11 protein-coding genes are annotated in these 14,955 nt (G+C 57.1%); 2 read left to right on the top strand and 9 right to left on the bottom strand.

What is annotated here, in order from left to right:
• Positions 1-81 precede the first annotated feature (81 nt).
• The 8 genes from HZB60_06345 to HZB60_06310 form a co-directional block, all read right to left on the bottom strand.
• Positions 82-2,970 (bottom strand): CapA family protein, encoded by a 2,889-nt coding sequence (locus tag HZB60_06345; protein ID MBI5059385.1) that lies wholly within the window; start codon positions 2,968-2,970, stop codon positions 82-84.
• A 262-nt stretch (positions 2,971-3,232) separates the two neighbouring features.
• Entirely contained in the window at positions 3,233-4,276 is a 1,044-nt protein-coding gene (locus HZB60_06340) for a hypothetical protein (GenBank protein MBI5059384.1), read from the bottom strand.
• 14 nt (positions 4,277-4,290) lie between these two features.
• Positions 4,291-5,736, bottom strand: coding sequence for an MBOAT family protein (locus tag HZB60_06335; protein MBI5059383.1), 1,446 nt, complete (start codon positions 5,734-5,736; stop codon positions 4,291-4,293).
• A gap of 670 nt (positions 5,737-6,406) precedes the next feature.
• On the bottom strand, positions 6,407-6,682 hold the full coding sequence (locus HZB60_06330; GenBank protein ID MBI5059382.1) for a hypothetical protein: 276 nt from the start codon (positions 6,680-6,682) through the stop codon (positions 6,407-6,409).
• 142 nt (positions 6,683-6,824) lie between these two features.
• Positions 6,825-7,606, bottom strand: a protein-coding gene (locus tag HZB60_06325) for an IS5 family transposase (GenBank protein ID MBI5059381.1) whose coding sequence is annotated in 2 segments (ribosomal slippage) — positions 6,825-7,267 and positions 7,267-7,606 — 783 coding nt in all. Because the reading frame shifts where the segments join, the coding sequence is not laid out codon by codon here.
• Between the two features lie 350 nt (positions 7,607-7,956).
• Positions 7,957-9,222: a hypothetical protein gene (locus tag HZB60_06320; GenBank protein MBI5059380.1), complete on the bottom strand. Its 1,266-nt coding sequence runs from the start codon at positions 9,220-9,222 to the stop codon at positions 7,957-7,959.
• A gap of 297 nt (positions 9,223-9,519) precedes the next feature.
• Entirely contained in the window at positions 9,520-10,914 is a 1,395-nt protein-coding gene (locus HZB60_06315) for an O-antigen ligase family protein (GenBank protein MBI5059379.1), read from the bottom strand.
• Positions 10,915-10,923: 9 nt separating this feature from the next.
• On the bottom strand, positions 10,924-12,135 hold the full coding sequence (locus HZB60_06310) for a hypothetical protein (protein MBI5059378.1): 1,212 nt from the start codon (positions 12,133-12,135) through the stop codon (positions 10,924-10,926).
• A 965-nt stretch (positions 12,136-13,100) separates the two neighbouring features.
• Here HZB60_06310 and HZB60_06305 point away from each other — a divergent pair.
• On the top strand, positions 13,101-13,481 hold the full coding sequence (locus HZB60_06305) for a transposase (GenBank protein ID MBI5059377.1): 381 nt from the start codon (positions 13,101-13,103) through the stop codon (positions 13,479-13,481).
• Positions 13,482-13,534: 53 nt separating this feature from the next.
• On the top strand, positions 13,535-14,503 hold the full coding sequence (locus HZB60_06300; protein ID MBI5059376.1) for a DDE-type integrase/transposase/recombinase: 969 nt from the start codon (positions 13,535-13,537) through the stop codon (positions 14,501-14,503).
• A gap of 265 nt (positions 14,504-14,768) precedes the next feature.
• On the opposite strand, the gene HZB60_06295 is transcribed toward HZB60_06300, so the two are convergent.
• Positions 14,769-14,955, bottom strand: a 187-nt coding sequence (locus HZB60_06295; GenBank protein ID MBI5059375.1) for a transposase, incomplete at its 5' end; no start/stop codon positions are given.

The following is a 14,955-nucleotide window of genomic DNA, read 5'->3' as shown; positions in this document are numbered from 1 at the left end:
CGCAATCTGTTGGCTACGACAAGGGGCACTCATCGTGCCCCTTGCGCATTCAGCTTCGGCCGGCTTCGGCGGCGCTCGACGTCAGGGCAGGTAACTCGTCGTCGCCATATCATACTCGATGACCACGGACGTGACCGCGGCATCGGAACGAACTTGCACGAACCGTTTGTTGCTCGGAAACTCGACGACGACTTGTTGCGGACTCCAGTTCTGCCATTGCACAAGGTAGAGATCATCGACCCAGAAATTTGCGTCCGTGCCGTTCATTCCTGAGGCCGAGCAAATAATATCGTAGAAGTGCGCGTTGGATTGACTGGCGAAGTCGAGCCATTTCTGACTCCAATCGAAGGTGCCGTTGTAGGGTCCGAAGATGGGCGTCTCGACGATGTCCGCCGTGCGCGATTGATACATCCGGATCCCCACGCTGGCCGTGGCCATGCTGTCTCCGCGCACGACCCCGGTCAGCGAGTACGCTTGTCCGGAGTACAGCGGCGGATGGTAAAGGAACCTCGTCGTGGCCGGCGGTCCGGAATAGCTGACCTGACAGCGCAACGACCGTGCTCCGCGGTAGTAAGTGGTCGCGTCGAAATCCTCATCCGAATCGTTGAAGTCCCACGGCGCGGCTCCCTCGTCTTCCATGTTGCCGCACAGCAGCGCATCGGCCCCGGCCCGAATCTCCATGGCCGCTGCATCGGCGATGCGGACGTCAACGGGGTAGCCCTCACCGCGCAGCCGGAACGGTGCGCTGATCCACACGCCGTTTCGCGAAATCAGCGTCAGCGTGTCCGTCCGTGTCTCGATCTGCAGCGGCGCTGTCCAATCCGGCAACACTTCGGCCCGTGCCGAATCGGCCTCGCGCACAACCCACGTCCCCATTGGTCGCGAAAGTTCGCTGATGTAATCGAGAATCGCCCTGCCCAGTTCGCCGCTCGCCACGCTGGGGATGTAGCCCTCGATGTAAATGGGCTTGACATGCAAGCGGCGCACACGGTCCACCGGATCAAGTGTCGCTTCCAGCGCGATGCTCACAAACGTCTCCGGGAAGCGCTGGTCAAACGCGAAATTGCCCATGCTGTGCGCGATGAAGCCGCTGTGGTAGGCCTCGATGCCCTGCAACACGTGCGGGTGCGAGTTGATGACCAGATCAGCTCCCATGTCAATCGCGTAACGCCGCAAGTCCACGTCCGACGTATCCGGAATCAGCGCGTCAATCGAAAGCGGTGCGTCGTCCAGTTCACCGTCTTCACCCAGCAGCTGCGACGGAGCCGTATAATACTCCAGTCCAGAATGCGGAAAGGCGACGACGACATCCGCCCGTTGCCGTGCTTGCGGAATCGTGGTCTCGATATGCGTGCGATCCCAGAAGGCAAACCCCGGTTTCGACGGTCCCGCTCCCATGAAGGGCTGCGCGTTCTCGTAGGTACCATCCACGTTGCAGTACGCGAGCACCGCCACGGTCACACCATTGTGCGAGTAAACAACCGGCCGACACGCATGCTCGTCATCGAGCGCGGCCCCTCCCGACAACAGCTCGACTGAATCGAGGACATGTTGGGTCTCGGTCATGCCCGGAACGAGATAATCGAAATTATGGTTGTTCGCGAGGCCGCAGTAATCGAATCCGGCATACGTCAGGGCTCCGACGTACTCGGGCCGGCCCTTGAAGGTGTACGACTTGGTCGGGTGTGTTTCGGTTTCATTGGTCAGCGGACACTCGAGATTGCAAACCGCGAATTCCGCGGCGGAAAGATAATCACGCACGCGTTCAAAAATCGCATTGACGCCGTAGGTTGGGATAATCCCGCCCGGGTCCTCGTAGCGCCGCCCCATCATGACATCGCCGACGAATAGCGCGCGGACTTCCCGCGCGGCGGTGTCGGCTCCGATCTCGATCAATTCGGCTCGCCAGTCCATCCGTAACAGCGTATCTTCCACGGTCAGGACCACGGCTCGCCGCGCGTTTCGCGGAAAGCGCGCAAGGCTCACGGCGTTCGTCGAGTACCGCCCGTCGCCGAAGTTCCATCGATAGGACGTAATCGGCGCTCCGGTGCTGATACACGTCGGGTGGAACTCCACGTCCACACTGTCGGGGTCGTTCGTCACGAGCTCGGACCAGTAAAAGCGCGCTTCCGGCAGCGGCGGAATCAGGCCGGTCACATCTTTCAGCCCGTCGATCATCCACACGCCGCGCGGATTTGTGGTGTCGTTGTCGTTGGCAAACATCAGTCGGTTGAGCATCGGAACGTAGCCGAATCTGCCCACCCAGTCGTCTCCGATCTGCAAATCAACTGTATTCCAAACGGAATCGAGAAACCAGCCCTGATACTGCGTGAAGTAGTTCAGGCTGTAGCGGGTTTCCTTGCCCTTGAGGATGTACCAGAGTTCGTTTGCCGAGTCGGCGACGCCGATCGCCTGCAATTCGCCGCGCAACAGCGTTTTGAACGTCAGCTCCCAGACCTCATGGCGGTCAATCGAAAACGGAGTCTTGGCCTGAACTTTCCACGTGTCGCCGAACAGCACAAGACTCCCCGCGGAGTCCTGCGCCCCGTCTTCGACCACCGCCCAATGTGCCGGTTCGTCATCTTGATTCGGATAGCTCGTGAATTCCATGTTCCCGCTGAAATCCTCGATCACGCGAATCGTATCGGGCACCCACGGAGCGGGGAAGGCGGCAATCACCCAATAGCAGAAGTGACTCGGCTCATAGCTGGTCGCCAGCGAGTCAAGCCAGGTCGTATCCGTCACCACGGCGAGCGTATCACCGGCTTCATAGACGGGCTCGGAGGCGCGAACGACATACCAACTATCCCATTCCGGCGCGGAGTTCCACATCAGTCGGACTCCGGCGCCTTCGCGCACGAGAATCAGTTTCGCGGTCGTGTCTGGCGGAGGCTGGTCACGTTCGGCGCCGATAATAGGACTGCCCCATGCGGCGACGCTTCCCAGGACGATCAGGAGGAGAGTAATCATAATGACTACAATATACTACGCGGGAGGCAGAAAGTCACGCGGATTTGGTAAATTCTTCACAATCCTTCCGAAACCGGCCGCGTGTCCTAAGCGACTGTTTATTTGTGTTTTCATCGTAGAATCCCGCGATCAATCGGCTGGCTGCCGGACCGTTAACGCCCGAGTTATCGCGCAAATTGCGCAAAAATTTCCAGCATGAACCGCGAACGCTGTGGAGAAATCGGCGGGTGAACTGCACGGCAATCCCGTCGCGCACTTCACATCATCGCGGCCCTGCGGTTCGCTCTTCGGTGGACACGTCCGCGGCCTGGCGACTTCGGAGACGGGCGACCACCGTGTCCGCAAACGCCGTGGCCCACGGTCTCGTGACGTGGTAAACATGCTGCATGTGCTCGATCGGCTCGGTGAGCGGGAATGGCCCAAGGACATGGAGTCGCGGGAGTGTCCGCTCGAGTTCGTACAGGTATTCCGTACCCTGGTCGTAGTAGGCGCGATAAACGGTGTCCTCCGCGGCTCCCTCCCAGATCGGAGACAGGATCGCGTAGATCTCGAAATCGTTCAGATCCGCGAGCTGACACATCTCCGCCATCGCGTCGCGATTGATCTCCGAGACGACAAACTTGGTCTTGCCGGCAAACTCGGAATTTTTCCGCGCGCTCTCGCGTACCGCCTCGGGCATCGACTCGGATTGCAACTCGAGTCCGTGGGCGTCAAGTTTGCGGCGCGGCTGCAACAGCCGGTGCGGACGGCGCAACAACCCTTGAAAGGTGGTCGGCTGAGAGTAGAGCGGCACATAGCGATCTAACAGGACGGTGAGCTTGAACCGCCATGCAGATTCCACCTCTTGCGTGAATTCCCCGAGTCGGGACCACGGAATCGGCATCAGGGCCACCAGGCGTGGATCGGCGACGCGAAACCAAAACTGATCGGCCATAATGAGCAGGACACCCTGCGGCGGACCATGGCGCACCATGTACGTCTTCAGAATCTCAAGCTGGCCTTTGATCAGCGTATGTACAAACGTACAGAAGTTGTAGCTGGGTCCCCTGACTCGGGAGAACCGTTCGGCGTCAAATCCCTGATTGGGGGCCGAGTCTCCGAGAACAATCCAGTCCAGCTTCCCGCAGTGTTCGGCGACCCGCCACTTGTGCGAGAACAGCCAATAACGATCGTTGTAATTGAAATAGCGGCTGACCGGAATCCCCATCAGGTTCACCGCGAACAGCACGGCGAGCAATCCCAGCACGATGCGTCGCAGCGTGCGGCTGTCGCTTGGCGGAATGCGCTCCGCGGTATTGTGCGTCACCGGCATCGTATGCTTCAGAATTGGAAGTAGATGAACTCCGACGAGTCACGCACACCGAAGGCAAACACGGCCACAATCAGGAATGTCAGCAAGGCTACGCGCCACGCAGGCCGCACCGACAAGGGTGCCAGCAGGTTGCCCGTGCGATATTGCCAGACCTGTGCGCACAGCAGCGGAAAGCTGAAGAATCCGGCCTCGCGCATGAAGCTAAGGGTCCCGTCGGAGCATGAAATTCCCGCATGCGTGAAGATGTAGCGGATCTGCTCGGGAGTCTCCGCCCGGAACAACACCCAGCCGCAGCACGTGAGCGCGAACATGACCGCCATCCGCGGCAGAATCCGGGCCGCGGCGAACCTCTGTTTCCAGATATTTTTGGTGACGGGCTCAGGTTCGATCAGCCGAAACACGACCAGCAGACAGCCCCAATACGCGCCCCACAGCACGAAATTCCACGATGCCCCGTGCCAGAGTCCGCCGAGCAACATGGTCAGCAACATGTTTCGATAAGCGTGAATTTCCAGACTCCTTCCGCCCGGCATGGGAATCGGCTTGGTCGCCGCCAGCGGCCAGTAAACGTAGTCGCGCAGCCACGTGGACAGGGAGATGTTCCAGCGCGACCAGAAATCAGCGGGGCTGAGCGAGCAATAGGGGAGTCGGAAATTCAGCATCAGCTCAAAGCCCATCAGCTTGGCGATGCCGCGCGCAATATCGGAATAGCCGGAGAAGTCGGCGTAAATCTGGATCGCGAACGCAAAAGCGCCGATCAGCAGATCGACGCCTTGGTAGCTCGTGTAGTGGTCAAAGATCTGGTTGGCCGTGATGGCGATATTGTCCGCGATGACTACTTTCTTGAAATAGCCCCACACAATGAGCAGCACGGCCGCGTTGAGTTGAGCGGCCTCAATCCGGCGCGGCGCCTGTATCTGCGGCAGCATGGTTCTGACCCGTGCGATCGGACCGGCCAGCAATTGCGGGAACATGCTGACGCAGAGCGCATAGTCCGCCAGCGCGCGTGTGGCGGGCATCCGTTCCTTATAGACATCGATCGTATAACTGAGCGATTGGAACGTATAGAAGGAGATGCCAATCGGCAGCAGCAGGTTCAGCGTGATCGGATCCGACTGCATGCCGAACTGACTCAGCAACTGCGCCGCGCTCGCGGCGAAGAAGTTGAAGTACTTGAATACGCCCAGCACACCGAGATCGACCGTCAGCGACAGCAGCAGCCAGCGCCGGCGCTGGCGCGGTGCCTTGTGTTTGTCGAGCTGGAGTCCGACGGTGTAGTCAACGACCGTGGTGAGCGCGATCAGTCCGAGAAATCGCCAGTCCCAGTAGCCGTAGAAGAAGTAGCTGGCGGCAAGCAGCAGAACATTCTGCGCGCGGTGCGACCGCCCCAGCAGGAGATACAGCGAATAGACGCCGGCGAAAAAAGTGACGAAGACGAGAGAATTGTAGGGCATGCTGCCGGGATTTGGCCCGCTGCCTCATCGGGAACGGATGGGGGCGGGGCAGGTTCGCTTTGCGCTCGCGGTTCGCTGAATCGTGCTTCAAGCGCAAGCACCGAGCCGTCTTGGATGGCCCATGATAATATCTTCTCGAATGAACCGCAACCCGCTCGCGACACTCCTGTTACGGTTTCGCGTCGTCATCGGAACGTTAGTTCAAAAAGGGGTCAAGAAGAAAGCCAGTACGTCATCAGATCTGTCCCCAATCTCTGTACCGGGGGCGGGAAAGTCACACGTCCGGCTCCCAGCGTGGCGGAGCGGAGCCAGGATCAGGGTCAACACCGCGCGATCACGATCTGCTTATCCACGTCAGCTCGCCACACTGTTCCCGCCACTGATAGTAGGCATGCTCCTGAATCTCCCCCCGAGGTTCCCTGTTGCTTTCTGATTGAAAACATGTTGTTTCCAGCCAGTCACCTTTCTAAGGTGTAGGCAATACGGTTACTAAGAGACCGACTTGCATCTGAACTTCTTTACAAGAATTAGGCAAGATGAAGCCCCGTAAGTCTTTGGCTTACAGGGCTCAGAATGGAACCGATGAACGGACTTGAACCGTTGACCTGCTGATTACGAATCAGCTGCTAAAAATTGTATTTATTTGATTTAAAAAGCGGCCAGGCGGCCCTCAGACAGCGGTACGAGCGTCATTGTTCAGTTGATGTTGGCAAGCCAGTGCCACAGATGTTGCGCTATCCACGCGCTCGTTCTCAAGCACTTTCGTCAGATAGTTGACCCGCATCTGCTCGTATGTCAGAATGATGGGCAGCCACGCCTGATAGGTTGGGGCCGCCCCATCGCCGTGCGCCACCTGCAGGCGGTACGGCGACGGCAGCCAGTCCTCAGCAGTTTCTCCGCGTCCGAATGCAGCTATGATCGACAGGCAAAGGACTGACTTGTTCACGCGCACGATGCGGGGAGTACTTACGGTAGTAAGCCACCGATTTCGCAAGCTCGCACTCCGTGCCGGCCGAGTGTGATCTCAGACCGGCGAACCTCCCATGGTTGTGTCGGTCCGCTTGTTCCACGGACTTCTAGAGCACATCTTAAAAACATCGGAGGAGAATTTTGAGGCAGGCGAGATGGAGGAACCCGAGAAAGTTCTCGATATGATATTCGTATTTCACGGGGAAGCGCCTGAACCGGGTGAGCCAAGCGAAGCAGCGTTCGATTTTCCAGCGGCGTTTGTAGCGGCGCAGCGCTCTTCCGTCCTGCGTTTTGACGCTCCGGTTGGATTTGTTCGGCGCAATCATTTCAATCCCATAGTCGCGGCGTAGTTGCTCATCGAGGGAATCGCTATCGTAGGCCTTGTCCCCGATGATGCGCTCGGGAACATCGCCAATGAAGCGGGCATCGATCGTCTGTTCGACCAGCGTCACTTCATTCGGCGAAGCACTGGCCGTGCAAAGGGCGATCAGAAAACCAGCGCGGTCTGCAAGGGCCATGATCTTGGTTCCGTTGCCCCGGCGGGTGGGTCCCCCCTGCCGCCCCCTTTTTTCGCCGGAGCAAAAGTTCCGTCGATAAAAGTCTCCGACAAATCGAGCCCGCCCCGCTCTCGCAAGTCTTCGGCCAAGCTGCGCAAGACCTTCTCAAATGTCCCGTTGCGACAATACTCTTGGAAGCGCCGGTGACACGTTTGGTACGGCGGATAACGGTCAGGCAGATCGTGCCATGGGGCGCCGGTCCTCAGCACCCACAGGATGCCGTTCCAGACGTCGCGGGCCGGAACTCGGGGACGACCCCCACCATCGATATTGCGATGCTTAATTCGAGGCTTGTCAACCACTAACGGCGCAATCAGCGCCCACTGTTCTTCGGCCAAATCCATGACGGTAACCTCCTGATAAAAGAGAGGTCACCAAAATACAAAACACCAAACTAACTGTCAACCGTATTTGAGATGCGCTGTAGATCGCGGACACACACTGAACTGCAGGTGCGTGATCAGCCAGCTGGCTCAATCAGGACCACTCAAGTGCCACCGGTGCCACTAAGCGCTGACCAATCTATGGCCCGACCCCGATACGATTGCCTGTGCTGGTGGCCGCTCGCTTCGTTTCCGCACACTTCACATCGGGAACCGCTGGAAAGTATGGTTCATTTTCCGCAGGTCAGAGCGCGCGATCGTCTCGATAAGAAACCCCCACCTCAATTGGCGGGGGTCAATTCTAAGCGGAGTCACTCCCCGTTGCCACGTTCCCTGAACCGATAAACAGTGGCATCATCGAAGGTCTTCAACGGCTCGAATTCAAAGCGATCTTCGAGCTCGCGAAACGAGAGGAGATGAGGACGTGGGTAATCTGAAAACCAAAGGACTCGGCAGTCGTTGCCTTCGAACTTCGACAGCACGGAATCAGGGAGTGGGGTGAATTTGTTCAACAACTCTGGAAGAACTACCCCGCTCTGGTAGTAGATTCCCGGAGCATCGTTCGTAAACAGCAAGGTGCGATCAGGATTGCTTTTCAGCCACGAGATCGATGAGGATTCAACCCAGCGCTTGCCAGAATAGCCAACCCCTGATGTGTTCCAAAGCACGGCGCGATGAGCCGTCCACACGATCGGGTAGCAAAGCCAGCCGCAGAATGCGACGGCCACAAGCCTGTTCAGCGCAATTCTCGTCGACCATTTCATGGCCATGGATCCCACCAGCAGATCAATCCCCGCCAGCGAAACCAAGACAAAGAAGACATAGACAGGCACCAGAAATCGAGAAGTGATGGGATCGAGAAAGGAACCCGACAGCGAAAGGGTGATGAAGGCGACATAGACGACACCGAACCATACCGAGACCTTCATCATGCTCGTCTTTGAAAGTGCGCTCTGAATTGCCGCACGTCTGCCCTTTCCGATACTCCAGATCGCCACCCCCGCCAGCACCAACAGCGTACACATTCGCAGCGATAACGGCATGGCATGGGGCAGGATCCAGGCCGATAGGGTATCGCACACATCTCGCACATTGGTCAAGTAGCGCGATTCAGTTTTCCAACGCGGCCCAGTCAACGTTTCCGTCAGCAAGTAGTTTCTCGCCATCCACACTGTGAGCGGGAACGGGGAAACGGCACCAAAAAACAGAGTCGAGAGCAGGCGTTGCTTGAAGGACACGCGAGGTCGCATCAGCAGCAGGATCAGGCAACCCGCGAGAACGAGACTGACACCTGCGTACCTCTGTAGACATGCCGTCGAAATCAGTCCCGTAAAGATCAACAGGTCCGAGAACCGATCACCGTCGAGATACCGGGCCAGTTGACCGGCCGACAGGAGCACAAGCAGTGAGAATATCAGCTCACTCCACAGCATCGTCGTCGCCTCGAGCAAGGGCACGGAGAAGATAACGGCCAGTATACCCAGACGGGCAAGCAGTCGGCTTTGCAGTTGGCTCCTGAAGATCCGATAAGTGAGAACCACAAGAACCGCAAAGACCAGCGCATGCAGGTAGAACATGCCCGTGACCGGCTCGATATGCAGGGACTCGAGGGCGGCCAACAACAGGGGATAGAGCGGGGGCCACAGTGTATACAAAGAGCCGTCAAACAGCCGCAGCCCATTGCCATCCGCCAGACTGCGTGCCGCGGAAAGATAACTGACGGAGTCCGGAGATATCCCGGCTCCATACCGAAATGACAGCGCGATGGCCGCTGCAAAGGCGACCAACCCAAGCCAGCGAAGTACAATACGATCGCGTGGGAATCTAGAATTCACATCTGGAAGGGCTTGCCTCAACTTCGCAACACACTGCCATCAGATTGTCGGCTGGAGTTCTCTTTGCGAGTCATCCGCTCGAACAGCATACGGAAAAACGGACACGATCCCAAAGAACACCCAGTGCTGCATGAGATAGAACAAATTGTCAAACATGTAACCGATGGTGAAGATCCCAATCAGCGAACTTAATAGCGCGACCCGCGTCACATGCTCGAACGAGCCCGGTCTTTCAGGCGAATCTCCCCGGGATGCCGAACGTAACAGGCAGTAGACAAAGAAGGCAAGCAGGATCAGACCCGGCAGTCCATGATCGTTGAAGAAATGAAGATACAGGTTATGAGCGTGATGGACAACACTGATGGTCGTCGTATAGTCCTGATAGTGCTTGTCAAAATCACCTACGCCGCCACCGAACGGAAAGCGATCCTCCCCGCTGAGATAGGCGGATTGATAGAGACTCTGCCGTTCATTCAGGGAGGCATCATGTCGCTTGCCGCCGATCGCAGCAAACCTCTCGATTGCGCTCGTCGGAAGCAAGAACAAGAGCAAAGTGCCGGTCATCAGGGTCAGGACGATCAGCAGGCGGCGGTACCGCGATGCCGTGGCGGTAACGATGAGCGCGAAAAACAGCGCCAGAATTCCCGCGCGTGAAAGCGACAACCCGATCGCGACAATCCCGCAGAGAATAGCGAAGCTGGCATAGAGTCGCAACGAACGCCGTTCAAACCTATCCACAAGGGGGATCAGCAGAGGTACAAAGGGCATCAACCCATGTGCCAGTGAATTGGCATGGCCCCAGTGGCCTTGCAGCCGAAGCGTCTTCAATCTCGCAACAGATTCGGAATCTGCCGGATTCAGACCCGTGGTCAGAAAATTCACGATTTCAATAACCGAAGAGACCGCCGTCACAACAATTCCAACGGATAGAATCAAGATCAGAGTCCGAAACTGCTTGGGAGTTCGAACCAACTCCCAGATCAGCAGTACGTTGAGTACGCCGACGCCGTATTGAATGGCAAACCCGTACACCGTCCCGCTGGGTGGCAGCCAGATCAGCGCGATATACATCCACGAAAACAGCAGCAGCATGCTCATCCAAATCGGCGGAAGGCGCCACGTGAAGTCGCCATTGATGATCTTGCGAAGACAAACCGCAAACATTGGGAGCAGCACCGATAGAGTCGCCAAGTGCGGGACGAACACATCCATGGCGCTGGTCATATTGAACGCGGAGACATACAATCCCCAAATCGGGTACTTCAGCAAGAGCAGGAGGACAGGGATCGCCGCCATCGCCGCCAGCATGAACGCGACTCGTCCCTCGAAGAAACTGAGCAGCCCGAGCGCCGACACGATCAAACTGAGCAGAAGGCCAGCTTGAAACTGTCGCTGTTCCGCGAACACAAGACTCTGTTTCAGGTAGTGGACCATCTCAGCCGGTCAGTGCTTCTTGCTCCACGCCTGGCGAATCGCGGCGACGTTTCCGTGTTGCGCGTGCATCGGATCACGGGAGGCCTTGGTGAAGTAGTCAATGAGCTTCGCGATCATTGAACTGAAGATGAACGTGATGGTGAAGGCCATCAGCACCATCACGCTGCGTTTGGGCCAGGATCGTTTAGTCGCCTCATACGGCGGATCGACGCGTACGATGGTCGGAGTATTTCGCTGTTCCTCGATCTTGGATTGTTCATATTGCTGCAGAATGAAGCCCACCAGCATCTGCTGGATTTCAATATCCCGCATGAGCCGAAGGTAAGTACGCCCCTCCTCCGGGATACTTTGCATCGGAATCAGGAAATCCTTTTCCGCCATTTCGTCTGAGCGGATCAGAGATTGAATGGTCGAGTCAATACTGGCAAGCCTGATCTTGGCAAAGCCGGTTTCACTCCCGGCCGGCCCGTAGATCTTCTCACACAACTCCAGTTCCGCCTTCGTCTTGAGACGTTCCGCGGCCATCGCGGCCGCGGTCTGGATCGTGGCTTTCACCTGCTCTTCAATATCCAGAACTCCAGTTTCGGTTTGAAACTGGAATAGACTATCCTCTTTCTGTCTTAATCGGAGCTGCTCGTCCGACAGGCGTTGACCGACAAAATCCCGCTCCTGTCGCGCCTTCTGCGAGCGAAGCTCCTGGTTTCGCAAATCCAGCTGCTCTACATAGTAGTCAGCCATTTCTCGGGCGCGCTGAGCGCTCTTGTCTTCAACGACAATACTGATGTTGTTGGCGCCATCGTCGACGGTAAAGGTCGTGTTCGCGTGGAGCTCCTTAATCACGTCTTCAATCGGAGCCTTCTTGATCTTGTAGACCGTGCGAAGATCGAATTTGGAGATGACTCGCTCGCTCATCCACCTGCTCTGCAAGATCGCTACGGCCACCTCTTCCGGCTTTTCGCCAAAAATCTGGCTCATGCCCGCCAGCGCACCCAATCCCCCCAGACCGCCCAATTTGCCCGAGATCAGTGTCCCGATGCCCATTTCCTGAGTCTGCTGATTGCGGACAACGGCTGTGCTCTTGTAGATCGGGGGTACGATGAGGGAGATCACAGCCGTAATGATCGCAACGGAGAAAGCCGCCGTAAGGATGAAGCGCCTCCAGTGGGAGAGAAAGGCAAGCAAGCTCAATAGGTTGACTTGATCACGGGTCTGATCAGCCATAGGTAGGCGTTCCTCTTGGTTAAATTCAGGGAAAGTTACCGGTTTAACTCCAGAAAGTCAACACGAGAATCGCAATGGAGTGGAGCAGCGTTCGCGTAATAACATCGCCTATCGAAAAAATCCGACGATAAATCATTCCAATACTTAAGAACGATACAATTTGTTGTCTCGCGTATCATTTTGGCAAAACGCAGTCTTCATGTTGCCGGAGACCGCTACGGGAGAGATTTGACATGGAGTCTTCCCGGGCAACTTGGTGTCTGACAAGTGGCTTGACAATGGCAGACCAGTGTGTTTGCTTGTCAATGACTGAAACCTGTGTCCTTGCTGCTGCCCACCGAGCGTGGCTCAAACAGTCCGGGAGTGCGGATCATTCTGCCTTGATCGTGTAATCACACGTTGCAACGAGGAAACCGCGTCTCTCTATTAGGAAGCGCCATGACCAAGGTCCTCATCCCCATTCTCCTTGTATTCGCCTGCACTTCGCTCGCCCAAACCAGCCCCACATCATCTGGGCCCGCAGCGGTCTGACGGACAGCACCGCCTACGGCTACAAGATTATGCCGCTGGGCGACCAGAATGAAGACGGGTTTTCCGATTGGGCGATGTATGCGCGAGGGCACGGCAGCTCCGTGGGCGCCCAAAGACCCTACGTGGAGTTCATTCACGGAAGCGCTTCTCAATAGCTAATCTTAGAAATGTCGGAGGAGAATCAGGAAGCAGGCGAGCTGAAGGAAGCCGAGATAGTTCTCGATCCAGTACTCGTAGCGCACGGGGATTCTGCGGAACCTCGTCTGTTCGTCGTCAGCACCTTTGGGACAGTTGGTCCAGTAGCATTAGTGGGTGGTTTGGGGGTGTAAGTGCAGTCGGACGGTCCGACTGCACTTAGCTCTGTTGACCCGTTTGGCGCTTGCGTTCTTTTCGTGGGGAGTGCATCATGTCTCACTACGAAAGGAAGACCGATCATGCCTGCAAAAAAGAAGTTGAGTCCTGTTCCGAAGAGCGAGCCGCAGCCCACGGAAAGCGCGGCCCAGTTGATCCAGACGGTGCGCCGTCAGACGCGCACCAAGTACGGCGCGGAAGACAAGATCCGGATCATCCTCGAAGGGCTGCGGGGCGATCATCCGGTAGCGGAGCTGTGTCGCCGCGAAGGGATCAGCGCCAACCTGTATTACAACTGGCTCAAAGAGTTCATGAAAGCGGGGAAAGCCCGGCTGAAGGGCGAAGCCACGCGCGGGGCGACCCGCGGCGAGGTGGAGTTGTATCGTCGTCAGAACGAGGAACTCCGTCAGACCGTAGCCGATCTGATGCTGGAAGTGCGGGCGCTAAAAAGAAGTCTCTTCTAAGGCGCAAGGCGAAACGCTACGGGCGGCACAACGCGGAGCAGAAGCAGGATCTGTTGCGGCTGGTGGACACCGCGCCGTTATCCGTGCGTCGTTGCTTAAAGCAGCTGAAGCTTCCCAAGAGTACGTACTATCGCTGGCTGCACCGGCAGACACTTCAGGATCATTCCTGTGCGCCGCAGCGGGTGTGGAACCAGCTTCGCGATGAGGAAGTGGTGACGATCCTGGCGTATGCGTTGGAGTACGAAGATCTGTCGCCGCGGGAGCTGGCCTTCAAGATCACCGATGCAGGCTCTTTCAGTGTCAGCGAGAGTACCGTCTACCGGATCCTCAAGCGGGAAGGTCTCACGCGCCAATATCCAACGATCATCCCGGCGGCCAAGGAGTATCACCGCAAGACGACGCGGGTCAACGAACTGTGGCAGACGGATCTGACGGAACTGGTGCTTCCCGACTGGGGCAAGCATGTGCTGGGCGGCGTGGTGGATGACTTCAGCCGGTTCCCGCTCGTTTTTCGGCGGTTGCGCAGCGCCAAAGGCGAGGCGGTGCAAGAGCTGATCGCGGAAGCGGTAGCCTTCACCGGCATGGAAACCGTACCGCGCTGCGAACGGGTGCACTTACTCAGCGACAACGGCGCCTGCTACAAGTGGGGCGTCTTCAATGCCTACCTGAAGAGCCTGGGGATCCAGCATATCTTCTCGATGCGCAACCATCCCCAGACCAACGGCAAGATCGAGCGTCTGAACCGCACCGTGAAGGATCAGCTGACGCTGATCGTGCACGCCTCACCGGAGGCCCTCGACGAGGCGCTGGAGGCGTTCCTCGAGTGGTACCGCTACGAGCACTACCATGAAGGGATCGGCAATCTGCACCCCGCCGACGTCTACTACGGCCGCGCCGACGCCATCCTGAAGCAGCGTAAACGGCTGAAAGAGCAAACAAAAAAGGCCCGCAAAAAGGCCAATCTAAAACCCACCAAAAACCCACGGAAGAACCGGCACTTACGCGCCAAAACCCTCCACTAATCTAAACCAATAAGTGTCCCAGTTGTTCTGAAGACTTACAATCCCGGGATACCGAATCCAAGTTCCCGTCGAATAGGGCTGATAGTTGTCATCATTCTGCTGTGGATCAGCGCGATAGCCTGGCGGAGTATAGTTCGCGATCTGTCTCACGAACCAGTATAGAGTGACAACATCTGGATAAACTCCGACATAATCATCGTCTATCTCAGCAGCGCAAGTGATTCGTGTACTGCACCCCGTATTTTGGACACGATCTCCCAGCTGGTTATGGGGTGAGGGCGGGTTGATAATATTGGGTTTCGAACTCGACCGGCGGCACATCGCCTAAGCGGGAGTGCAGCCGTTCCTGATTGTAGACTTGATCGATGAAGCGCCGGATTGCGGCTAAAGCCTCTCGCTCGTTCGCGTACTCGGTTAGATAGACTTCTTCGTATTTCAGGGTTCTCATAAAG

The organism is candidate division KSB1 bacterium (genome assembly GCA_016214895.1).
Lineage (GTDB): Bacteria > Electryoneota > RPQS01 > RPQS01 > RPQS01 > JACRMR01.
The sequence above is the reverse complement of the archived record's forward strand: the minus strand, read 5'-3'. Positions and strand labels throughout refer to the sequence as shown.